19 protein-coding genes are annotated in these 23211 nt (G+C 48.3%); 3 read left to right on the forward strand and 16 right to left on the reverse strand.

What is annotated here, in order from left to right; genetic code table 11:
• Positions 1–742: 742 nt before the first annotated feature.
• The 11 genes from TU84_RS10910 to TU84_RS10950 form a co-directional block, all read right to left on the reverse strand.
• On the reverse strand, positions 743–1438 hold the full coding sequence (locus TU84_RS10910; RefSeq protein WP_277620856.1) for a WecB/TagA/CpsF family glycosyltransferase: 696 nt from the start codon (positions 1436–1438) through the stop codon (positions 743–745).
• Between the two features lie 31 nt (positions 1439–1469).
• Positions 1470–2651 (reverse strand): hypothetical protein, encoded by a 1182-nt coding sequence (locus TU84_RS10915; RefSeq protein ID WP_048369064.1) that lies wholly within the window; start codon positions 2649–2651, stop codon positions 1470–1472.
• Positions 2652–2751: 100 nt separating this feature from the next.
• On the reverse strand, positions 2752–3750 hold the full coding sequence (locus TU84_RS26050) for a glycosyltransferase (RefSeq protein WP_157403795.1): 999 nt from the start codon (positions 3748–3750) through the stop codon (positions 2752–2754).
• A gap of 11 nt (positions 3751–3761) precedes the next feature.
• Entirely contained in the window at positions 3762–5102 is a 1341-nt protein-coding gene (locus tag TU84_RS10920) for an O-antigen ligase family protein (protein WP_082148675.1), read from the reverse strand.
• A gap of 140 nt (positions 5103–5242) precedes the next feature.
• On the reverse strand, positions 5243–5656 hold the full coding sequence (locus tag TU84_RS25535) for a serine O-acetyltransferase (protein WP_082148676.1): 414 nt from the start codon (positions 5654–5656) through the stop codon (positions 5243–5245).
• Positions 5657–5734: 78 nt separating this feature from the next.
• Positions 5735–6505, reverse strand: a complete 771-nt coding sequence (locus TU84_RS10925; RefSeq protein ID WP_053225211.1) for a glycosyltransferase family 25 protein — start codon at positions 6503–6505, stop codon at positions 5735–5737.
• Positions 6506–6508: 3 nt separating this feature from the next.
• Positions 6509–7744, reverse strand: coding sequence for a flippase (locus TU84_RS25540; protein WP_082148677.1), 1236 nt, complete (start codon positions 7742–7744; stop codon positions 6509–6511).
• Positions 7745–7909: 165 nt separating this feature from the next.
• Complete coding sequence (gene wecC / locus TU84_RS10935; protein WP_048369067.1) at positions 7910–9187, reverse strand: UDP-N-acetyl-D-mannosamine dehydrogenase; 1278 nt, start codon at positions 9185–9187, stop codon at positions 7910–7912.
• Positions 9188–9255: 68 nt separating this feature from the next.
• Positions 9256–10383, reverse strand: a complete 1128-nt coding sequence (wecB, locus tag TU84_RS10940; RefSeq protein ID WP_048369068.1) for a non-hydrolyzing UDP-N-acetylglucosamine 2-epimerase — start codon at positions 10381–10383, stop codon at positions 9256–9258.
• Positions 10384–10661: 278 nt separating this feature from the next.
• Positions 10662–12890, reverse strand: coding sequence for a polysaccharide biosynthesis tyrosine autokinase (locus tag TU84_RS10945; protein WP_048369069.1), 2229 nt, complete (start codon positions 12888–12890; stop codon positions 10662–10664).
• Between the two features lie 38 nt (positions 12891–12928).
• Positions 12929–13369 carry a low molecular weight protein-tyrosine-phosphatase gene (locus TU84_RS10950; RefSeq protein WP_048369070.1) on the reverse strand — a complete coding sequence of 147 codons (441 nt, stop codon included), beginning with the start codon at positions 13367–13369 and terminating at the stop codon, positions 12929–12931.
• A gap of 998 nt (positions 13370–14367) precedes the next feature.
• On the opposite strand from TU84_RS10950, the gene TU84_RS10955 reads away from it, so the two are divergent.
• Positions 14368–14796 carry a LexA family protein gene (locus tag TU84_RS10955; protein ID WP_048369071.1) on the forward strand — a complete coding sequence of 143 codons (429 nt, stop codon included), beginning with the start codon at positions 14368–14370 and terminating at the stop codon, positions 14794–14796.
• A complete protein-coding gene (gene umuC / locus TU84_RS10960; RefSeq protein WP_048369072.1) occupies positions 14786–16060 on the forward strand; it encodes a translesion error-prone DNA polymerase V subunit UmuC in 1275 nt (424 codons plus the stop codon). The genes TU84_RS10955 and umuC overlap by 11 nt, the downstream gene beginning before the upstream one ends.
• Before the next feature lie 61 nt (positions 16061–16121).
• Here umuC and TU84_RS10965 read toward each other — a convergent pair whose 3' ends face one another.
• Complete coding sequence (locus TU84_RS10965) at positions 16122–16472, reverse strand: DUF6124 family protein (protein ID WP_048369073.1); 351 nt, start codon at positions 16470–16472, stop codon at positions 16122–16124.
• A 612-nt stretch (positions 16473–17084) separates the two neighbouring features.
• Here TU84_RS10965 and TU84_RS10970 point away from each other — a divergent pair.
• Positions 17085–18875, forward strand: a complete 1791-nt coding sequence (locus TU84_RS10970; protein ID WP_048369074.1) for a putative bifunctional diguanylate cyclase/phosphodiesterase — start codon at positions 17085–17087, stop codon at positions 18873–18875.
• 455 nt (positions 18876–19330) lie between these two features.
• Here TU84_RS10970 and TU84_RS10975 read toward each other — a convergent pair whose 3' ends face one another.
• The 4 genes from TU84_RS10975 to TU84_RS10990 are packed head-to-tail and all read right to left on the reverse strand — an operon-like array spanning position 19331 to position 23177.
• Positions 19331–20107: an avidin/streptavidin family protein gene (locus TU84_RS10975; protein ID WP_053225212.1), complete on the reverse strand. Its 777-nt coding sequence runs from the start codon at positions 20105–20107 to the stop codon at positions 19331–19333.
• Positions 20104–21429 carry an MFS transporter gene (locus tag TU84_RS10980; RefSeq protein WP_241486401.1) on the reverse strand — a complete coding sequence of 442 codons (1326 nt, stop codon included), beginning with the start codon at positions 21427–21429 and terminating at the stop codon, positions 20104–20106. Before TU84_RS10980 ends, TU84_RS10975 begins: the two co-directional genes overlap by 4 nt.
• A gap of 17 nt (positions 21430–21446) precedes the next feature.
• Positions 21447–22268 (reverse strand): aspartate/glutamate racemase family protein, encoded by an 822-nt coding sequence (locus TU84_RS10985; RefSeq protein WP_048369075.1) that lies wholly within the window; start codon positions 22266–22268, stop codon positions 21447–21449.
• Between the two features lie 18 nt (positions 22269–22286).
• Positions 22287–23177, reverse strand: coding sequence for a hypothetical protein (locus tag TU84_RS10990; protein ID WP_048369076.1), 891 nt, complete (start codon positions 23175–23177; stop codon positions 22287–22289).
• Positions 23178–23211: the final 34 nt, after the last annotated feature.

Below are 23211 nucleotides of genomic sequence, written 5' to 3' on the forward strand. Positions count from 1 at the left end.
TGCCAGTGGTTCCTGTAGTGCCTGTGGTACCAGTAGTACCGCCGTTGCTGCCGCCACCGCCGCCACCGCCAGAAGAGATGGCTGCTGCGCCTGCTGCAACCGCAACACCCACGCCTACGGCGGTAGCGGTGCTGACGCCGCCCAATACACCAGTAGAAGTAGCGAGGGATGTGCCTGAAGCTGAACCTGCAGTACCTGCTTCTGCGCTTGTGGTTGCGTCAGACGGCGCCGATGCGGATGAAGGAGTCTCAGCTGCGAATGCCGATGCACTCAAAGCCAGTGCGAGTGCGGAGATAAGAAATTTGTTCATTGAGAAATCCTTTTGAAAAATCGTCGATATTGACGTGGTTGCACGGTTCCTAACTCGAGGTAGGAGCATTAAATTACCTGAGTCTGGATTGGAGTGGAACTCCTAATTAGGCATTTAGGCCACGAAAACCTGCTAATAGTACCCGCGTCAAGGCCTGATTATTGCTGACCTTTTGTAACATTTCAAGACTTGACCGGCAAGTAGATCTTGCAAACGCAGGAGTTTTATTGTCTTGATTTGGGATGACTAGATAAAAATAGCAACTATTGAAACCTAAGAGAAAGTACAAATAATGTTTGTAAGTTGTAATGCATGTTCTGAAAAGTTACATGTATGGATGATTTTGCTGCTTGAAGATAGTTAAAATTGTGTTTGGGTAGGCGCCCTAATGACTGATTCGCTAATAATATGTGATGTTTAAATGGCGCTGGGTTAACTTTCCTTTTTTTTCAATTTTTCAATAATTAGTAAATAGGCAAATCGGACGTTAGTGGTAAGGTAGCGCTTCCACATTCGGCCGGGTTCCTGGATCACTCTATAAAGCCATTCTAAGCCATATTGTTGCATCCATTTAGGAGCACGTTTTACCTTGCCAGCTACTACATCAAAAGTGCCGCCAACACCCATGACAAAGTTAACTCCTAGCTGATCCTTCCAACGGTTTATAAAGTTCTCTTTTTTAGGGGATGTAATAGCAACAAACAACAACTGTGCACCAGATGCTCGAATTTTATCTACGATAGCTTGTTCGTCATCCCAAAAATAACCATGGTGATAACCTGCGAGAATAAGTTCTGGATATAAATCAAGTACATTGTTAACAGTGCGAGTTAATACTTCTTGTTCAGCGCCCAGTAAAAATACAGGAAGTTTGTTAACAGTGCTCATTTTTAATAGCTCATGAAACAAATCTACTCCAGCTACACGCTCGGGAACGGAGTGACCTAAAAAGCGCGCTCCTAAAACAACACCCATGCCATCAATATTGATAATGTCGCAAGAATGTACTGATTCTCTAAGTTGAGAGTCATTGCGCATGTTGACAAGTTTAGCCACGTTTACAACCACATGCTGGGTGAAATCACCCTTTGAAATTGCATGTCGGATTGTTTCGACAGTATCGCTCATGGATGCTACATCCATAGGGCAACCCAAAAAATCAATTCTCTGCATGGTTTTTCTCTGCGCGATATCGGTTATAAAAAGCCAAAGAGCTATAAGCCCAAGCTTGTGTCCATCGGGTATAGTTTATTTTGTTTTTAAATCTGCGCGTTTTTTGATAAATGAACTGCCCTTTGTTAGGCAGGTATAAAGTTTCTTTGGCACGAGTTATTATTTTTTCGCACAGCTCAAGGTCTTTCTTAGTTCCACCTACCTTGAGAAGTGTGAATATTGCCTGAGCAACACTGTGCATATCTATAGGGTAAACTTGATTATTGTAGTAACTTACTGTGCCATCCTCTGTAAAAAAAGTATTTACGTAGTAGTCATAGCCCATTTGAATACAGTCGTCAAATTCACCATTGGAAGTTGCATCTCTTAGTAATAATAGAGCTTCGAGATTATACCCTGTATGGAATCCATCGATAAACTGATGATGATGAAGGGCACCATAAACCCATGACCCATTCATCGATTGTTCTTGAACAGATTGGCGCGCAACTTCACACGATTGAATCACGAGTTGATCATCACCTAACTGTTTTCCAGCAAATGCGCACCAGGCAGCCCCCCAGAGGCTAGCGTTGTGCACGAATGCAGTCTCCCCGGGAATGTAAGCGTAGAAGCTTCGGCCTGAAGATTTTGTAAATAGGGTTTTTGAGATGAAGTAAGCAGAGTCGAGAGCTATTTCTATTAAATGTTTATCCGCAGTTAATGTCCCAAGTTCATACAGTGCGCGTGCGACATAGCACGTTGTAATAATATTAGGTTTTCCAGCAGGGACATAAAAAGCTCGTGCCTGCCAATCAAAGTGATAGCCCCAGCAACTATGTTGCCATTTTTTTTGGTCACTTCGTTCTGTTAACAGCCAGTTAGCAAGCTTTTTAGCCTCTTCGAGATACTCTAGTGAACCTGTTCTTAGATAGTCTTGTATTAGGCCTGAGATGAAGAGGCCTACCCCTTTTGGATTGCGCTTTTTAGGCACTCTTAGTAGTTGGCGAAAATTTACGGGGGAACGTTTTCCAAATTGGAGCCAAGCCAAACGGATCCATGCGCTCTTATATAAAGGCGTTGCTTTTAATATCTTGCTGTTTAATGAATCAAAAGGATCGAAACCAGAATAATCATCTGCACGGATCGAATCTAAAAGTTTGTGATTTAAAGAAATTGTATCAGCCATAAATAGAGTCAGGCTTCTAGGCCTGGCACACCTCTTGAGTTGGTGAGCGATTTCGTTTATTAAAAGTTTCCGATTATCGGTAGATTTTTATCTGGCTATATTACGATAGTAGGTTTTTATATATTTCTATTAGTTGCAGATGGTATTTTGAAGGTTCACGTGATATCTGAATATCTTCAGAAGGTTTGTTAATAGTATTATAGAAAACGCTTGAGAGATCGTCATAATCGTTGTTTTTATAAAGGATGCAGCCTTTTGCCCTAGTGCAGACATCGGAAGCTATAGCTATTACGCCTAAATCAAGTGCTTCATCAATAGAGATTCCATAAGCATCTTTTCGATTAAGTCGTAAAAAAATGTTTGCTGAGGCCAAGTATTCAACAAGTGGTTTACCATAAAAAACCATGCAGTTTTTTATATTATATTGAGAGATGTAATCCTCAAAAAATAATTTCGAGGAAGGCTCGCCAATGAATATATAGAATCCAATTGATGGGTTATCTCTTGCAAGTCTTAGCAAAAGGTCCGCTCCATAGGTTTCTATAGCATTAATGTCTGAAAGCTGAGCCGCATTGTATGCGACCTTTATACCATACTCATTTGGGAGCGGAGTAGATTGTGTTTTAGGAGGCGGAACGTAGGCTGGCAACCATGTTACATTTTTTATTTTATGATCATTCATCGTAGAGCAAAGTCTTTTAGATACGATGATGATGCAGGATAAACGTGAAAGCTTTAACGTATTTAAGATTGCAAGCCTTAATGCACGAGGATAGGTTAAGATTTTCTCATTATGTATGCTTAGGATAATTTTATTACTAGAGAGTCTTGATAGTAGTAGTAAGTAAGGGAAGTGTAATATTGAAAATTGATGGAAGTGTACTACAGGGCTTTTGTTTTTAAAAAAATATGTGAGCCACCATTTGATGCTTTTTCTTGTTGCAAAAATTTTTAAATCTTCATTTTCGTAGTTGTATTGATTGTATACGATCGGGTTTAGACCGTTTTCACGCATCAAAGGAATAATTCTACTAATATGAATTGAAACGCCTCCGAATGGCGGTGGATAAGGACCAATGATATCTACGTCTTTATTCATATTCACTCTTACTAAATACTGGGTGACAGGTTTTCTCTTCTTATGTAGAGAGGTCTTTGGGTTTTTCTTTTATTTCTTATTTGATTTTCTCGAAAGCTTATTGCGAGTGAAGCTAATAGAGGGGCTGTCACTGCAGAGTAGAACATGTGTCCCCCTAAGAACCCAAGTGCAATGAAAGTGATTACAAATGCAAGACGAAATCTAGATTCAAACTTATTATATATAAATTGTTTTTTCCAAATACGTAGCCAGTAATATGTATATATCAAAACTCCAAATATGCCCGAGAGCGCCAGCAAGTCAAAGAAATCCATTTCAGTTGAGTATGAACCAACAGGGAATCCCCCGATAAATAATGCCACAGGGTAATCATTTATTATTTCGTTGTATACGGTGTAGAGTTTTAAGTCTCTTCCGGAAAGAGCAAGTGTTATTAATGATTTGTTTGCGAAGTTATAGTACTGATATTCGAAGTAGTCTGCGGATTTAGCTACGGCTTCTTGTACAGCGTCAAAGTATAAGTAAAAATATCCACTTGCCAGTATCAATAGGAGAGCTGAAAAACACATTTTAATAATGCTAGAAATTCCTCCTTTGGCTATATAATAACCAACAAAAAGTATTAGCATGCCTATTATTGAGGATTTCGTACCGCTCAATAGTAATGCGGCTATCACCAAAGGTAGTAATGTTCTGCTCTGTGAGCGACTAAATTGGAGCATGGACCATGCTAAAGACACTAGTAGCACTCCAGAGGCTTCGTTGCCCGATATGATTATTCCCTTAACCCCCCAGCGATCTGTATCATAATAGCGCATCAGTGCAACACCAAATACTGCGCCGAAAACTATCGCCAAAGAATATACGTATATTAAAAAAGTTGTGATTCTAGTTAGTTGTTCATTGCTTATTAGTCTGCTATTTAACAAGGCTGTAAAGCCATAAAAAAATAAAAAAATCACATAGAATTTCAAGAGAAGCATTGAGCTCTCTATTGTAGATGAGATATCAATTTGCTGAGTGAATAAAGGGTATAGCCATATTGTAATTTGAAATAACACAAAAGATTTAAGTATATAAGATTTTTTTCTTTTTGCAGTTGAAATGCAGACGATGCATGCAAATATAACAATTGCTGTACGGTATGCTAGCGACACTCGCTCGAAAGTCGAAGATTCAATGCTCCTAGCATATATCGTAAGAAAGTCTGCTAATGGCATTAAAGCCACACAAATTATCAAGCCATATCCTGCTAGTCTAAATAAATCCGATTTCTTTGTATGGCTACTCAAGAAGAGCTCCGGAATAATAAGTTCTGTTTTATTTGCTGCTAAAATATTTAGCGTATACATGTTCCCGTGTTATGCACACTTGTATGTCGGGCTTTCTGAAGTGGTTTTTTATATTGCTGCGATATCCGTGTCTAATTGATGTTTTAATTTATAAGTTCCAAGTTGTTTAGTTTTATATTGTGGTGAATTATATTCTATAGCTATCTTACTTTTCGTGCAGGAACTCCTGCCCAGATTTCATTTTCACCAACGTCCGACAGCACGACCGCTCCGGCGCCAATAATTGCTCCATCACCTATCGTTATATCTCCTAAAATTATTGCACCAGCGCCAATGTGAATGTTGTTTCCTAGTCTTGGCACTTTGGCTATTCCAGATTTTCCGCCAACTGTCACACATTGTGAAATGGTTACATTTCTACCAATAACGGCATTTTTATGAATTACTACAGCAATTCCGCCATAGGCAAAAAAGCTACCTTTTCCGATTGAAGTTTTCGGGTCAATTGCGCAGTTGCAGATGAGACGAATTAAAACTTTAAACAAAAAAGCGGATCCTGGAATACCAAGGCTATGTAGTTTATTGCCAGCTCTGTATAGCTGAGTTGCTATCATAATTCACCTTGCTTAGTATGTTTCTTTTTTTGGTTGAAGTCATGTATTGTGTAATTATGCGCAGCCGTTATTCTTTTGTTATTGCTTGTGTTGCTTAAAGTTGGCCATGAGGTTTCTATATAATGCTCTTACCATTCGTGCTGGTGGTAATGCAGTTGAAATAATAATATTTCGTTTTTTTGTTACGGAGCTTCTTTCTGATTCAATATTGCTGGGCATGTTGTCAAAATCTTCCCAGACAACATATGGTCTAGCTTCGTTAATAATTATGCCGTTTTCTGCGTGGTAGCTCCAGTCATCTGATACGCACTTAATTTTGTTGTTAATTTTAATTAGTTTTTTAGCCCCTATACTTGTCACATAGTAGCCAACCATACCCGATGTCCAGAGTTTGAATACTTCGCCTATGGCAAATTTTCTAGTTCCTATTTTGTTGAATATCGGATTGTGGAAGTAATGTTTTTTTTCGTCGTCTATCCTTTGTTTAGAACGACCCAGAAGTACAACATCATTATCGTGTTGTGTTTTTCTCAGAAAGTCAGTAGCAAGTTTAAATTCACTAGTAAGAATTGCATCGTCCTCTAAGATGATTGCACATTCGTTTTGGTCAGCGATCTTGTGCCAAGCTTTAATGTGACTCATGAAGCATGCGATTTCTGCTTTTACTAAATCCCGGCCATGTCTTCTCTTGCATTCCTCGGCATTGTATAGTGCATTTATTTCATTTTCTGTTATGCTATTTTTATCAACTGCACTGATAAACTCGAAATCGAGATTAACTTCGTTTAATCGTTCTTTTATTTTGCTTCGGCGGAGTGAAGTCTCAAGCGAAATAATATAAATCTTCATCTTTCAATGAGTCCGGGTTTTAAAATATAAAACTACTAGAAAGCCTAAAAGAATAAGGCTTTCGCTTATAAGTATGGAGTACGCAGCGCCCATAGCGCCATAATTAAGCGACAAAACATAACTAACTGGAATGCTCAACAATCCTGCCGTCAACATTATGTTTCTTCTAGCGCGCGTTATACCTATATTTAACATCACTAGAAGACCTATAGGGTATGCGATGTTTCCAAATAAGTATGCTGAAAATAAAACTATTAGAATTTTGCCGGATTCAGAAAAATCTTTTGGAAAGATCAGTGACACAATATTATCTGAAAAAAACAAAAGAAATATCAATGTTATTGTAGTTATTGTGATATTGAAAGCCAGCGTTTTTTTTATGAGCTTTTTTGAAGTTTCAGTTGAGTCATTAAAAGAGGCTGATACTCGGGGGTATATTACATTTGTTAGTTGTGAGGATGGCATGTTTAACGCTGTTTTGATTTTGTCGGCCGCATTGTAGATTGCTACTTGTCCCATTCCTGAGATGGACCCTAGTATTATTGTGTTTATATTGGTAAATAGACTTACAGATAAGGCTGATATAAATATATCCCATCCATCTTTTGTCTGCTCTATCATGTTTTTAATTGTAGGGCGCCACCATTTTATTTTCTCTAGTTTAAATACTGCAAAAATGGATATGAATCCAACGAGTAGAGTGCTAGAGGAGTTTATGAGCGCTGCAATCCAAGTGTCTTCAGGTGTTGATACGAATATAAAGATTGCTGGTATCGTAAGAAGTTTTGCAATTATTCCTGCAGTTGCGACTAAGCCAAATTTCTCTACACCCTGCAAATACCAGTTTACTGTTATTACATTTCCCAGAACCATGAGCCATGTTATGAATAGTATATGGCTTAGACCTCTGACAGTATCAATTGAAGCTGTTGCAATTATCAGGAAAAAAAGTGTTGTGACAGCTATAGATATTTTTGCCCCCAAAGTGCCCCAAAAAACCTGTGCTGTTTTATATTCATCATCTTTATGAAGTGATATTTTTCTTGTGGCGCTTAAGTTGAATCCCCAATCTGTTATAACCGTTAGTAAAGCAATTAATGCAATGCAATAGCTTAGCGCCCCAAAATTATCTTGACCTAATGTTTTTGTTAGGTAGGGTAATGTTGCTAAAGGAGCTATGTAATTGACACTTTGAAGCGCAACCATGGAAAGAAAATTTCGATATATTCTTAAGTCCATAATTAAATAGCCTTTATACGATGGGACTTATAAATATATGTGCGCTGAACATGCTTGCTCTATTTGAGTTTTAATATGAGCGATGTGCTTTTAGGTGTGCACATTTTTTAGTCTGAGAAAGCATGTTCAGGTTTGATTCTTTGGTTTGAGTATTAAAATTATTTATTAGCTTTGTGTATTTTTATTTATTCCTCGAGTGTCAATAACATGATTTTTCTTGCTGATGCGAATTTGACTTTCTTTAAACTCTCTGTGGTCAACCAAGAGAACAATCAAATCAGACTCTGCTAGCGCAGTATCGATGTCTACCAAATTTATATTTTGAGAAAGTTTATCAGGCAGTGTTTCTATATTTGGCTCTACTGCCAGAACGGTTCCTGGATGTTCAGATGCAATTTTTTGTGTGATCGCTACAGCTGGACTCTCTCGCAAATCATCAATATCTGCTTTGAAAGCTAATCCAAAACATGCAATTGTTACTTCTTTTGATGTTTTATCTGGATTAGATTGTAGAAAATTAGCAACAGCTAACTTAACTTTATCTATTACCCACTGCGGTTTACTGTCATTGACTTCACGAGCAGTGCGGATTAAACGTGCCTGTTCAGGTGTTTTGCTGACAATAAACCAAGGATCGACAGCAATGCAGTGGCCGCCAACACCTGGTCCTGGCTGCAAAATGTTAACTCGTGGGTGACGGTTGGCCAGACTGATCAACTCCCAGACGTTGATATCCAACTCGTTACAGATCATTGACAATTCGTTCGCAAAAGCGATGCCCACGTCCCTGGAGCTGTTTTCTGTAAGTTTGCACATTTCAGCAGTGCGTGCATTGGTGACAATACATTCTCCCTGTACAAATATTTTGTATAGGGAGATGGCTAGTTCGGAACATTTTGGAGTCATGCCACCGATAACGCGGTCATTTTGGACTAGCTCACGTAGTACATGGCCAGGCAATACACGTTCAGGGCAGTGAGCAATACGGATATCAGAATCTTCACCATGAGTTTGCGGGAAGGTTAAATCCGGTCGCGCCTCAGCCAACCAAGCAGACATTTGTTCCGTAGCGCCGACAGGAGAAGTTGACTCCAATATAACTAGGTCGCCTTTTTTCAAAACTGGTGCAATGTTTTTGCTTGCGGTTTCAATATAGGTTAGGTCGGGCTCATGATCATTTTTGAACGGTGTTGGCACAGCAATCAGAAACGCATCAGCGGGTTCTGGTTTGGTTGTTGCACGCAAAAAACCTTCGGTAACTGCGGCATGTACAACCATGTCTAAATCAGGTTCGACAATATGAATTTGACCGCGATTTATAATATCTACTGCTTTTTGGTTGACATCAACACCAATAACTTTCTTTTTACGGGATGCAAATACTGCAGCAGTAGGCAGACCAATATAACCTAAGCCTATTACGGATATTGTGGTGAAAGGCATATGACTTCCTTGACAGAAAATATGTTACTTAAATTTTAGATAGAGTGCATATCAATAAAAATACTGCTCTATTTCAGATAGTTCTCGAGCAGCGCTTCAAGAATGCGTTTGCAAGCATTACCGTCACCATAGGGATTATGGGCATAGCTCATAGTCTGATAAGCGTCTTTGTCCTTTAGCAATCGGTTCAATTCCCGGACTATATCGACTGTATTCGTTCCTACCAGTTTAACTGTACCTGCAGATACTGCTTCTGGACGCTCTGTTGTTTCACGCATAACTAGTACCGGTTTCCCCAACGATGGAGCCTCTTCTTGAATGCCACCAGAGTCAGTCAAGATAATATGAGATCGGCTCATCATGTGAACGAAGGGAAGATAATCAAGTGGTGCGATTAGGTGGATATTACTAATTCCATTTAGCAGACGATTTACAGGCTCCCGAACATTTGGGTTGAGATGTACAGGGTAAACGATATCAACCTCGGGGTGCTGTTGCGCAACTTCTATCAATGCATAGCATATGCGCTCGAAACCATCTCCAAAGCTTTCACGACGGTGGCCGGTTACTAGAATAAGCTTACGTGTAGGATCCAGAAATTCAGCAGGCTTTGCCGCTTGAGCCAGTAGTTCTGAGTCTTCATCTAGACGTTTGACGACATCCAGAAGGGCATCGATTACGGTATTGCCCGTTACAATGATGCTATCAGGGTTGATGCCTTCGCGGAGCAGGTTAATCTGCGAAGTATCTGTGGGTGCGAAATTTAATTTGGCCAGTGCACCAGTCAACTTCCGATTGCCTTCTTCGGGCCAAGGCGAATACAGGTTGCCCGTGCGTAAGCCTGCCTCAACATGACCAACTGGTATTTGCTGGTAGTAAGCTGCCAGGCTGGCGGCCAATGTAGTTGCGGTATCACCGTGAACTAATACGATGTCGGGCTTAAACTCACTGAGTACGCTTTTCAAGCCTTGCAAGATTGCTGTGGTTACATCTGTCAGGTCCTGACCAGGCTTCATAATATTCAGATCAAAATCTGGAGTTATGTTGAACAAGCCCAGTACTTGATCAAGCATTTCACGATGCTGGCCAGTGACGCAAACTTTTGCTTCAAATCGTTCGTCTGCCGCCAAAGCAAGTACCAGCGGTGCCATTTTGATAGCTTCTGGTCGCGTGCCAAAAACACACAGGGTTTTCATAGAACGCTTCATGTTGTACTCGTTTGTTGAAGGTTTGAAATCGTTAATAACTACTATGTACTCAGTTGAGTTTTAAATATGAAAATTTTTGTGATTACTGCATAGATCTGATTGTTATTTCTTTTTTTAGTATTGATTAGACATGCTACCGCCCCAGGATTAGTAGCTGCTCCCTGAAAGCGGATTTACTTAGATCTGTTGTCTAGTCTGAAAATAATTAACTAAAAAAGCGCCCTTAATTTTCAAGGCGCTTGAGTATTATTTAAGCAGTAATATTGTTATGCTTTGTCGGATTTGTATTCATAGTTGTAATAGCCATATGCCCCATAACCATATTTAGCAGAAGCACGTTTTTCAACGCCATTGAAAATCGCTCCTTTAAGATCTATCCCATTTTGGGCGAAGCGTCGCATGGTCAGTTCAACTTCACGTGCCGGATTCAGCTCAAATCGGGTGACAATCAAGTTGGTGCCCGATTGGCGCCCAACAATCGCTGCATCGGTCACGGCTAGGAATGGTGGGGTGTCGAGGATGACCATGTCATATTGGGAGCTAATTTCATCAAGGAACTCACTGAAATTTTTGTGCATCAGCAGTTCAGAAGGGTTTGGCGGAACTTGACCACGACCAATTACAAAAAGATTTTCTACTTCTGTGCTGTGAGTTGCTGTACTTAGATCGCAGCGTTTGGCCAGTACATCTGATAAGCCATTTTCCACCGGGATATCAAACATTTTGTGGATGTAGCCTTTACGCATGTCTACATCGACAAGCAGCACACGCTGGCCCGATTGCGCTATAACTGCGGCCAGGTTTGAGGATACAAAAGATTTACCTACCTTGGGGCTCGGACCAGAGATCATTAGCCGGTTGTTGTCAGCTTCCAGCATGGCGAAGTGCAAGCTTGTACGCAGGCTGCGTAGTGCTTCAACCGCCAAATCGGTAGGATGGCTGCTCGCAAGTAGTGGTGTCACGCGAGTACCGCGCCCACCACTACTTTTATCATCCTCAACTTTTTGCAGTGAGCTGAATGGAATCGAGGCATATACTGGCAGACCAAGTTTCTCGATATCATCCGGGTTTTGTACGCCGCGGTTAAGTGCTTTACGAAACAGCACATAGCCGATAGCCAAAATAGCACCTAAAAAGGTTGCAATAAGTACGATCAGTGCTTTTTTAGGTTTAACCGGACTTAGCAGATCTACGTCGGCAGTATCTATCAGACGTACGTTCCCTACAGCACCTGCACGCATCACATCCAGCTCTTGAGATTTGTTAAGTAACTGAGTGTAAATCTCGGTGCTGACCTTCAGGTCGCGAGTCAGACTTAGTACCTCTTGCTGTGTAGTAGGTAAACCTTCAACCTGCTTAGCTAAGCGACTTTGTTTTGCGGTGAGTTCTGCAAGTTGTCCCATCAACGCGCGATAAGCTGGGTGTTGAGGGGTGAATTTCCGGTCCATTTCTGCTTTTTGTAATTTAAGTGCAGAGATACTTGTGTCCAGCGCCACAATTTGATCGAGAATAGCTTTTGCTTCTAGGCTGATATCAATGGATTTGCTACGTATCTGGAAGGCATTCAGAGCGTTTTCAGCCTTTTCCAAGTCTTTGCGTACTTGTGGCAGTTGATCTTTCAAAAAACCAAGACTTTGTGCTGCTTCGGCAGAAGTGCGCTCTACGTTTTGCAGTACATACAAACGTGCGATTTCATTCAGCGTAAGAATTGCCTTGGCAGGATCCTGATCCTCAAGTGCAAGGGCTATCATTCCTGAGTCTTTCCCGCGCTCAGCAACATCCAGTGCTTTTTGGTAGTCTGCGATAGTGTTAAAACGCGGGTTACGAATAATAGTAAATTTAGTTCCAGGATTGGCGTGTAAAGTTTCTACTTGAAGTTTGACACCATTCTCATTTATATCCTTGCCGGCATTGCCTTTGATCAAAAGATTATCTTCATCATCGATAAGGCTAAATGCGCCAGAATCGCCACTAATAAGTGTCAGGCTTTTTCCCAGTAGTTCTCGTGGTACTTCGAGTTGTGCAAGCTTGAGCTCTTCCCCGCCCCATCCATAGCTATTCAAGCCCAGAAGTGGGCTTGCAATTTCCCCATCTATCTCTGGTTTAAAGCGACGAGCGATAAACTCCCCAATTAGCGGGAATCGGTTGGGCCGAACATCAATATCCAATTGCAAATTATCAACGGTGGCCCCGATATTTTTACGGGACTTAATCAATTCAATTTCTGTAGTCGATGGCGACTCTTTACCCAGCAAGCTGCTGACATCAGAAAACCCCAGCGGGTCATTCTTCTTCGGCTCAACCTGAATCAACGCATTCGCCTGGTACACCGGAGTGGCCAGGAGCGCATACGCCACGCCCGCAGCCATAAATGCGCCGGTCACGCCTGCGATCAACCATTTGTGATCGATCAGCGTACCCAGCAACCCCATAAGGTCGATTTCGTCGTTATCGTCTTCGTGTTCATGGGACTTTGTCACGGGAGCTTGCTGCATAATTCGATTCTTTTTCTTCACAGTATTCGAGAATTTGCTCAGCGCTTGAGGCGCTGTGCCCATGCGTTTACAGCTTCTTCAATCAGCGCGTACGCATGGTCGAAGGCGGCTTTCCCCTGGCGATAGGGGTCGTCGATTTCACGGTTGTTTTGCCATTTACCCAACAACAACACTTTGCCGCGTGCTTCCGGTGCGATTTTCAGTACACCGTCTATATGTTTCTTCTCCATGACAAGGATGAGATCCGAGTCATTTATCAGAGAAGAGTTCAATTGGGTACCGCTGTGGTCGCCCAGGACATGACCTTTGCTCTCAAGGACAGCACGAGCGTTTTTTTCGATGGCGTGGTTTTTCAGGGCGCCCAAGCCCGCAGAGCTCACGGCGATGCCGGAGGGGGCGAGGGCAACCCGCAGCATATGTTCTGCGGTAGGACTGCGACAGATGTTGCCGACGCAGACAATCAAGATTCGTTTAAACAAGGCAGCTTCCTTTGTGCCAAATATGCTCAGCCGGCGAGAGCATTCAACTAATCGTCACGACCACCATGCCCGCGTTTGGGCAATGGTTGTACCTGTCTATAAAAGCCTATGTGCAGCAATTGCTAAGTGGACATGGCCTTCACAAGGCAACAGTTCCCTCTGTTTTAATTACAGATAAGGCCGGTGTGAAGTTGGAGGTGCCGAAAATTTTAACGGCGAAGGGTCTCTCAGATCAACCTTTATGTACAAGATGTAACGTAGGGGGCTATATATAGCCTTTTTCAACGATTTTAGTTTGACAAAAAATAACATTTTAGGGCCTTTTTTCTCGGTCAAATCAACCCCTTAGGCGCTGTTGCGTTGCGCTGGCAAGCAGGCCTAAGGGGCAGTTTTCAGGGTGCAGATGAGTATTTATGCGGCTTCCAGGGCACGTTGTGCGGGTTGGGGTTTGCGCTCACCCACTTGGGTGTGCTTTCGCGGGTGCCCATCCTTTTAGATGGCAACCTGTGCCCGGTTCTGGTGCAAGGTGGTGCCCGCTCATCGCCCTGGCTGCACGGGTGCCGGTGGCAGGGTGCACGGGCAATTTTGCGGTAGAACTGTTTAGTTATATCTGGCGCTAACTGCCGCTTGGCTCTTCAGAAGTTGCATGACTATTCACCTAAACTTAGTGGTAGTGGCACGGTGATATTGATGTTGATATCAAAACATCAAATTAAGCGATAAGCGGTAAATAGCCATGTATTACGCGCTTTTGTCACTGAGTTTGACAGTACTTATGCGCCCTAAATGTGTAGGGCGAATCTGAAATTCGCTTCAAGTTAGTGCAATTGCTCCAGATATCGCACAGCGATAAAGCAGAGCATTTAGGCCGGGCATGCGTTTTTGGCAATTTCGGATGCGGCTGGCTCCACCTGTCGAAATTTCTGACATAAAAATTGACCGGGCTCTTACGCCACAGTCTACTGTATGCATGTACAGTTTATGGAAAGGCGCGTGTCATGGGTTTCTCTCTCTTGGGTCCTCTTGCTGAAGGCAGCGTTCGCTTGCCGCTGTGTACGTTCAAGATCCCGGCGGGGTTTCCGTCGCCTGCGACGGACCATATGGAGCAGCCCATCTCGCTGGATGAGGTGCTAAGCCTGCGTGCCCCGCATGTGTATCTGGTGACGATTGATGGCGACAGCATGCAGGGGGTGGGGATTTTTTCGGGTGACCTTGCGGTGGTTGATCGTTCTATTGAGGCGGCAGACGGGGATGTGGTGGTGGCTCTGCTTAATAACGAGCCGATCTGTAAGCGGCTGTGTATTCGTGGCAAGCGCGTGGTGCTTTGCTCCGAGAACCCCAAGTACCCCGACCACCATGTGCTGGAGGGCGATGACTTGTCTATTTGGGGCGTGATTACGTATAGCGTGCGCAGCCATGGCCATTAAGTTGCCAGCGGTGTTTGCGCTGATTGACTGCAATAGTTTTTATGCCAGTTGCGAGCGGGTGTTTCGTCCGGACTTGGCCAAGGTGCCGATTGTGGTGCTGAGCAACAACGATGGCTGCGTGATTGCCCGCAGTTATGACGCCAAGCCGCACATAAAAATGGGTGAGCCGTATTTTCAGATCAAGGATCGGCTGGAAGCATTGGGGATTGTTGCGTTCTCGTCCAACTATGCGCTGTACGGCGATATGAGTGAGCGGGTGATGAGCCTGATCGAGTCTCAGCTGCCCGCCGTCGAGGTGTACAGCATTGATGAGTGTTTTGCTGACTTGACCGGTATTACCGACCCCAGCGAGGTGGGGCGCCAGTTGCGCAGCAAAATTGTGCAGTGCACAGGGATCCCGGTAGGGGTGGGTATTGCCCCGACCAAAACCCTGGCCAAGTTGGCCAACTACACGGCCAAACGGTTGCAGGCGCGTACAGGCGGGGTGGTTAATTTGTGTGGCGAGCGTGAGCGCAGTTGGGTGCTGCGTAATACGCCGGTGGCTGAAGTGTGGGGCGTGGGCCGGCGCATGACGCTGCATTTGCAAGGCATGGGCATTATGACGGCCATGGATCTGGCCAGTGCTGACCCATGGATGCTGCGCAAAAAGTTTAGCGTGGTGATGGAGAAAACCGCTCGCGAGCTGGCCGGTACGTCGTGCCTGGAGCTGGATGAGCCAGATCCGCCCAAGCAAGAGATCTGCTGTAGCCGCATGTTCGGCAAACGCCTGACCGCCATGGCACCTATTAAAGAAGCGGTCGCGACTTATATGATGCGCGCGTCCGAGAAGCTTCGGGCCCAGCGTTCTTATTGCCGCAAGGTGCGGGTGAGTATTCGTACGGGGATGTTCAACCCCGATGAGGCCAAGTACGCCAATGGTGTGGTGGTGACGTTGCCGTACCCGACCGACGACGTGCGCTTGCTCACCAAGGCCGCGGTTGATGCGGTGGAGTTGGTGTTTCGGCCGGGTTTTAAATACAGCAAGGCAGAGGTGCTGTTGCTGGATCTGCGCCAGCCGGGCGAGTTTACCGATGATCTGTTTGCGATTAACCAGCCTGCGGAGGCGTCGCGGGTGATGGCGGTGCTGGACGAGATCAACGGGCGCTGGGGGCGTGGCACGTTACGCACGGCCAGTGTGCCGAGCCATCCGGAGTGGGCCATGCGCCGTGACTTGATGAGCCAGGGCTATACCACGCGGCTGGACCAACTGTGGCGGGTGGGGTGAGGTGTTTGTATGAATACACGGTTGGGCTGACGCGCCTGTCGCCAAGCAGGCGCGTGCTGCTTTAGTGCGTGGTTAAACCATCCAGCGACTTATCGACGTACGCCCTGGCCAGCTCCACCAGGTGCACGGTCGATAACACCAAACTGCGCGCGTGCCCGCTCATGCCATTTCCTGCCTCACTCGCGGAGGCACCCGCGCAGCGCAACAAGTCTGACGCTTGGGCCAAAGCCGCTTCTAAATTGACGCTGTCCGGGATGACATACGTGGCCAGGTCCACGTGTCGTGGAGGTTTGGGTTCGAGCAGGTAAAAATCCAGCGCGCGCTCGGCGGCCGCACGGTCTAACAGCACATCGTTGCACTGGGCAGCATCGAGCAAGGGAAGGGTGGGTGGATCGGGGACAATCTTTTTCATGGGTACAACTCCTAATCACTTAAAGGAGCTGTCACCTGTCGCGACTAAACGAGTGGGTGGCAGCCGTACGCAGGTTAGTCGACCGGTGATCAGGAAACCCGGCGCGCCCGAAGGCGCCCTGCGCACGGCCACCATAAAACGCGGCCGAAAAAAAACGCCTCGCACAGGTGGCGCCTTGCGCCTGATCACTTGCCGGGCGACTAAACCCAACCGCTGATGGACAGCGATGGGCCGAGACTATGCCTCGAACTGGACAGGCGCAAGCGAACGGGATTTTCTCGGAAGTTTCGCGCAATTGAAAGCGAACTGTCGTACGAAATGGCTGATTTTTAAGTGCTGCTGACGTTTTTCATCGCAGTTTGTGGCTGTTTGCCATTGCTTAAATTTGCAACGGTTTCGTTTGAATGTTGCCTTTATTTGAAGCATGCCTTGGCCCGGTGGTGGCTGGCATAGATTTTGTAGAGCGCCCGCGTGGAGAAACCCTGAGAAGGGTGCTTTACTCCAACCCACTTAAAGCGAGAGCTCCGGCGGTAAGGGGTTCAACACGGTGAATACACTGAACGAAGGCCGATCAAGGCTGGAAACCCAGGCCGACTGAATTAAGGACTCTTCATGCCTACAACGCCGGCCACACTTTTAATTGTTGATGATGACGAAGGCATCCGTAAGTTGCTGGAGATCATGCTGGAGGATCAGGGCTATCAAACGCTCAGCGCCCCTTCGGGTGAAATGGCCCTGGCCATGGTGGCCAGGCAACCGCCCGACTTGATCTTGCTCGATGCCATGATGCCGGGCATGGACGGCTACCAGGTGGCCCGCCACATCAAGGCGAACGTGGCGACCGCGAATATCCCGATCATCATGTTGTCGGGCCTCAGCCAGCAAAGCGCGCGGCTTTCAGGGCTGGAGGCGGGCGCCGAAGAGGTGCTCAGCAAACCGGTGGTCAATGATGAACTGTGGCTCAAAGTGCGCAACCTGCTAAGGCTCAAGGCCTTTGGCGATCATCAGGTGGTGCACAGCTTGATGCTCGAGCAGCAATTGCAAAAGCGCACCATCGACGTTGAGCGGTTTCGTTCCGCCATGGGCAGCGACGAGCGCCTGTTGAAAATGGCCAACTACGACCCGCTGACTGGCTTGCCCAACCGCAATCTGTTCTACACCACCTTGCAAATGGGCCTGACCCAGGCCGAGCTTAGAGGCTGGCAACTGGCGGTGTGTACGGTCGACCTGAATGACTTTAAAAGCTTCAACGACGTGTGGGGGCATTTGATTGGTGATCAGGTGCTGGCCGAGTTTTGTCGTCGGCTGTCCAACTGCCTTAACGTTACCGACACCTTGGGCCGTATGGACGGTCATGAATTGGCCTTGATCTTGATGATCCGCAAAGGCCAGACGGGGCCCAAACAGATCGTGGACCGTATTCGAGAGGTGCTGCGCGAGCCGTTCAGGGTTCAGGAGCAAGACGTGACCATGACTGCCAGCATGGGGCTTGCCCTGTACCCCGATGATGGCGCCGACGCCGAGGGGCTGATCAAACAGGCCAGCACCGCGATGAACCGCGCCAAACAGGCGGGCAGGGATACCTACCGGTTTTACACCGCGCAAATGAACGTCGAAGTGCAGGCACGCCAAGAGCTCGAAACGGCGTTGCGTGATGCGGTACGCAAGCAGGCGTTTGAGCTGTATTACCAGCCGAAGATAAGCCTGCGCGACGGCACCATGTGCGGGGTTGAAGCGCTGTTGCGCTGGCATCGCCCGGGGCTGGCGAGCGTGCCGCCGTCGGTATTTGTGCCGATTCTGGAAGAAATGGGGCTTATCTCCATGGTGGGGCAGTGGGTGATTGCCAGGGTTTGTAAGCAAATTGCCTATTGGCAGCGTTCCGGTTTAGGCGTGTCGCAAGTGGCGGTCAACGTCTCGGCGCAGCAGATAGCCGAGGGGGATTTTGTGCAAGACATCCAGCGCTCGCTGGACGAACATCAAATCGAGGCTAAATGGCTGGAGCTGGAGTTGACCGAAAGCTCCTTGATGTTCAACACCCCCGAGACCATAGCCAGTTTGTTGGCGTTGCGAGACATCGGGTTGAAGATCTCCATAGACGACTTTGGCACGGGGTATTCGAGCCTTGCTTACTTGAGTCGTTTCCCGATTGATAAATTGAAAATCGACATCGCTTTTATCCGCGAAGTCCCGCACAACGTCCAGGACGCGGCCATTACCCGCACCATCATCGAACTGGCTCACAGCCTCAACTTGCAGGTGATTGCAGAAGGTGTTGAAAACTGTGAGCAACTGGCGTTTTTGACAGAGAACGGCTGTGATCAAGTCCAGGGTTACCTGTTGAGCCGGCCATTGCCGACAAAAGAGCTGGAGACGTTATTGCGCGAACAGAGATGTTTTACGTGAGACGCACAGTTGTACCGCGCCCGCTTGTAGTCGCTGACGAGGCACGAGGCTGCGAAAGATCAAAAGATCGCGAGGCAAGCGCATACACCTGTAGCAGTTGACGAGCCTTGCGAGGCTACGCAATAGCCAAAATCATAAGATCGCAGCCTGCGGCGGCTCCTACGCTATTACCGCGCACACCTGTAGTCGCTGACGAGGCACGAGGCTGCGAAAGATCAAAAGATCGCGAGACAAGCGCATACACCTGTAGCAGTTGACGAGCCTTGCGAGGCTACGTCCGGGCGCGCAGCGGCCGCAAAAGGGGCCAAGATCAAAAGATCGCAGCCTGCGGCGGCTCCTACGCTATTACCGCGTACACCTGTAGATCAAAAGATCGCGAGACAAGCTCGCTCCTACAGGTGTATTGCGCACACCTGTAGTCGCTGACGAGGCACGAGGCTGCGAAAGATCAAAAGCTACCCGCGTTTAAACACTAATGCCGTCAGACGTGTTTGTACGTAGGTCTGACCTGGCGCTGTCGGTGCGCTGGTCATTACCGCTAACGCCAATGTTTGATCCTGCATCTGTAAGGTTCCACATAACGACTGTACGTGGGATGAGTGTGCAGTGCTCAGTGCCACTGATTGCAGCACTAACCCGCTGGCCATGGCTTTGATGTCGGTAAACCCCACTATCTGTGTCTGACCCTCGGCATTGATCAAAAAGCCCTGCACGCGGCCCACTCGACCTTCTTTGGTGGCTTCAACCCACAGGTTTAAACCCGTGCCGTCCGGCGCGATCCATGTGCCTGTCAGCGGGTTGTCGACGCTCGACGCTATGGCCGTAGCCCCTGTCGGCACCCCGCGTTGCATACGGCCGGGCCTGCGATACACCAATTTGTCGACGTAGGTTCCCTGCGTGGCAAGCCCCGCAAAGTCACTGCTGGCGACCAGTAAATGCGAGAGGGTCAACACCTCTTCCTTACCCTGCAAACTGATTTGCCCGCAAAGTGAGGATGACCAGTTCCAGCTGGGGTCTGCCGTGCCCTTGCCAACGCAATGCCAGTCGATGGCCAGCGCCACGGGTTGGCCCTGTGTCGCCGTGGCGGCTGTGCCCAGTTGGTAACCGCTGACTTCGTACTGCCCCGTGGAGCCCGTTGAAGACTGGTAAACCCCCGACACTTTATTACCCTCAACGACCAGGCTCATCAGCGAGCCGTATTCATTGGTCCAAAGGCCTGCAACCGGGCTCATTGCAACGCCTTCCCTTGCGTCTCCGGAATAAACACCACCAGCAGCACGGTGACTAACATGAATCCGTTGATAAGGGTGGTGGTCAGGTTGAAGGATGATCCGTAGGCCACCAGCACGCCGATGATGGACGGTGCCAGGATGTTGGCCACGCGTTGGGCAAAGACTGCCCAGCCATAGCCGATGGTGCGCAGTGGGGTGGGGTAGAGTTCGGCGATCCAGGTGCCCCACACGCCCCAGGCGCCGAGGCTGAAGAAGGCCAGGGCAAAGTTGCTGAGGTAGAGCATTTCCAGGCTCTGGACGTTGGCAAAGGCGTACCCGGCCACCACGGAGGCGCTGATGAAAGCGATGATGACTTTTTTACGGCCCAAACGGTGGGTCAGCCAGGAGGCGGCCATGTAGCCCGGGATCATGCACAGGGCTGACAGGGCAATAAAGCCATAGCTTTGCGGCAAGTTGAGGCCGCGCTGCTGGAGTAAGGTCGGGAGCCAGGTTTGCAAGCCCCAATAGCCCCACGAGAAGGTGAAGTTGACGGCAATTTGCAACACGCTGACTTTGCACAGCGCGGCTTTGAACAGTTCACGCTGATGGCCGCGGCTGGTCTGGTCGATGTGCAGCCGGCAATGCTCCGGGACTTGCACCGCGCCCCGGCTGAGCCGGGCAATCACTGCGCGGGCCTGGGTTTGTTTACCGGCACCTGCCAGCCAATAAGGCGATTCCGGCACCCAATACGCAACCACCAACGCCCATAAACTGCCCATTGAGCTCAGCACGATAATCGCCCGCCAGCCCCATGGCAGCAGCCACACGGTCGCGCCCAGCGCCAATAACATGCCGACCGGCCAGCCTGCCGCGAGGTACACCGACAACGCGCCGCGATAGCGCAGTGGCAGCAACTCCTGAAAGTGGGCAAAGGTGACGACCATCATGCCCACCGCCGCCACACCCGACAGCAGTCTGAGGCTGTACAGGGTGACGTAATCGGGGGCAAAGGCGCTGGCCAGCGAGATCACGCCATAGGTCGCCAGGCTCAATATGATGGCGCGTTTGCGGCCAATGCGTTCGGCCACTTTGCCCCAGCCCAGCGACCCCAGCAGCATGCCGATAAACATGGCGCCAATCAGGTTGCCGACGGCGATGGTGTCGAGGCCGAAGTCGTTGGCGATCAGTGGCGAGGTGTAGACGATGATCATCATTTCCCACGCTTCAATCGCGAAGACAAAAAACAGCGCCAGGCAGCTTTTTAAATGTTCGCGGGTCAAGGGGACGGTGCGAAATACATCACCGACCTGCCGGGTTGTTGTGGTGTCAGGCGTCATGCTCATAAGGGCTGCATCCAGGATTAGGCGTTGATGCGGTTGCCAATTGGCACCGGTTCTTGAAACAGCCCGAAGGCCTTGATCTCTGCTTCGGATGGCGGCTCACAACTGCCTACCCGGCTGGGGCTCCAGCCAAAGCGGCGTTTCATGCCCGCTGCGGCCTCGGCCACTTTGAACGCAGCGACCACCGGGTCGATGACCGGTACGCCGATTTGCGCCTGTACCTCTTCGAAGAAGCCGAACTCGATGGTGCAACCGAGGATGATGGCTTCTGCGCCGTCCTCTTCGACAGCCCGCCGGGCCTGTTCAATGATGGTTCGGCGGGTGAGGGCGTGATCGCGCTGGAACTCGTCAACGCCCATGCCCAGCGAGCGCATGGAGGCCAGCCGGTCTTGCGCGCCGTAAGCCCGGATGCGCCCGTGCATCTGTTCTATCCATTTGTTGCGCCCCACAATGATCGAGAACCGGTTGGCCAGATTGGCAGCCACTTGTACGCTGGCCTGGCAAGGGCCGATGACCACTGTCTGGCCAGAGATTTCTCGGGCATCTTCAAGGGCCGGGTCGTAGAAGCAGCCCAGCACCAATGCGTCGATGTTGTGCTGGGCGCTGTCGCGGGCTATGTGCACGATGGGCGCGTAGGTCAGCGCTTCATACGCGCGGTATTCGAGATGCGTGGAGCTGGCCGCCATGGCCAGCGACAGCACTTCAACGCGGGTCGAAGGCAGTTTGATGGCGTGCAGCAACTCACTGATCGGCGCATCGAAGGTGGGGCGGCCAATCGGGTTCAGCCAGCGCACGGTGACCGGCACGTCGTGTGCCGGGGTGGGGAATGTCGGGGTGTCCATGGGCGTGTCCTCGCAAGGTTAAAAGAACTTCACCAGCGCCATGGTCAGGGCGTTGGAATGCTTGAGATTGGCGCTGTGGTAGTAGTCAACATTGAGGTTGGCGGAGATGAAGAGGCCGTCCTCGGCAAACCCGGTGTAGGTCATGGACGGGCCGATCTTGCCGGCCCGCGACACGTTGAAGTCCGAGGCGGTGGTGTTGTTGATGTGGTAGACGTGGTGCACGCCCAGCCACAGGTCTTCGGTCACCAGATACCCGGCGGCAATGTCGCCCAGCCACAGGCTGACCCCGCCGCGCAGTTGGGCGGGATCGCCCGCGCCCAAGTCGGTCGAATGGCGGTTGCGGGCGGCATAATGGATGCCTGCGGGGGTGAAGGTGACGGCGAAACGACCCACGCGCAGGTAATTGGCGACGCTGAAACTCACGGCATAACGATTGGCAAAGGCGCCGTGGCCGGTCAGGTCGTCATTGCCGTTGGGGAATTCGACCATCAGCGTAGGGTTGGTCCAGAACGTGGTGTAGTCATCTGAACCCATGTCGCTGGTGGGCTCGACCACGTTGTAGTAGTACGAAAACCCGACATTGGGCGAGGCAATGCCCCACGCGCTGCTGTCACGGGCGCCGTTGCTGCTGGCGTAGCCGGGGATGGCGCCTACCCAAAATTGCAGTTGATCACGGGTGGTGCCGGTGAAGCCGGTTTCGGAGAAGTACGCCAGCACCGTATTGGCGGCCACGCTGAGGTCGCCGTCGGTGGTGCGGTTGAGCATCGGAAATGACTCCACCGCCCAGCTGCCCGGGATTCCGGGTTGGGCGAATCCGATAAATTGCTCGCCCAGAGCCAGCGGGCTGGAACTCAGGGTGCAAGCGAGTGCAAGACCGACGCTGAGGCGCCGTGCAAAGTGTGTGTGCATGGTTGAGCTCTCTTTATTGTTGTTTTTGTTTGAA

The organism is Pseudomonas helleri (assembly GCF_001043025.1).
In the GTDB taxonomy this organism is placed as follows: Bacteria; Pseudomonadota; Gammaproteobacteria; order Pseudomonadales; family Pseudomonadaceae; genus Aquipseudomonas; species Aquipseudomonas helleri.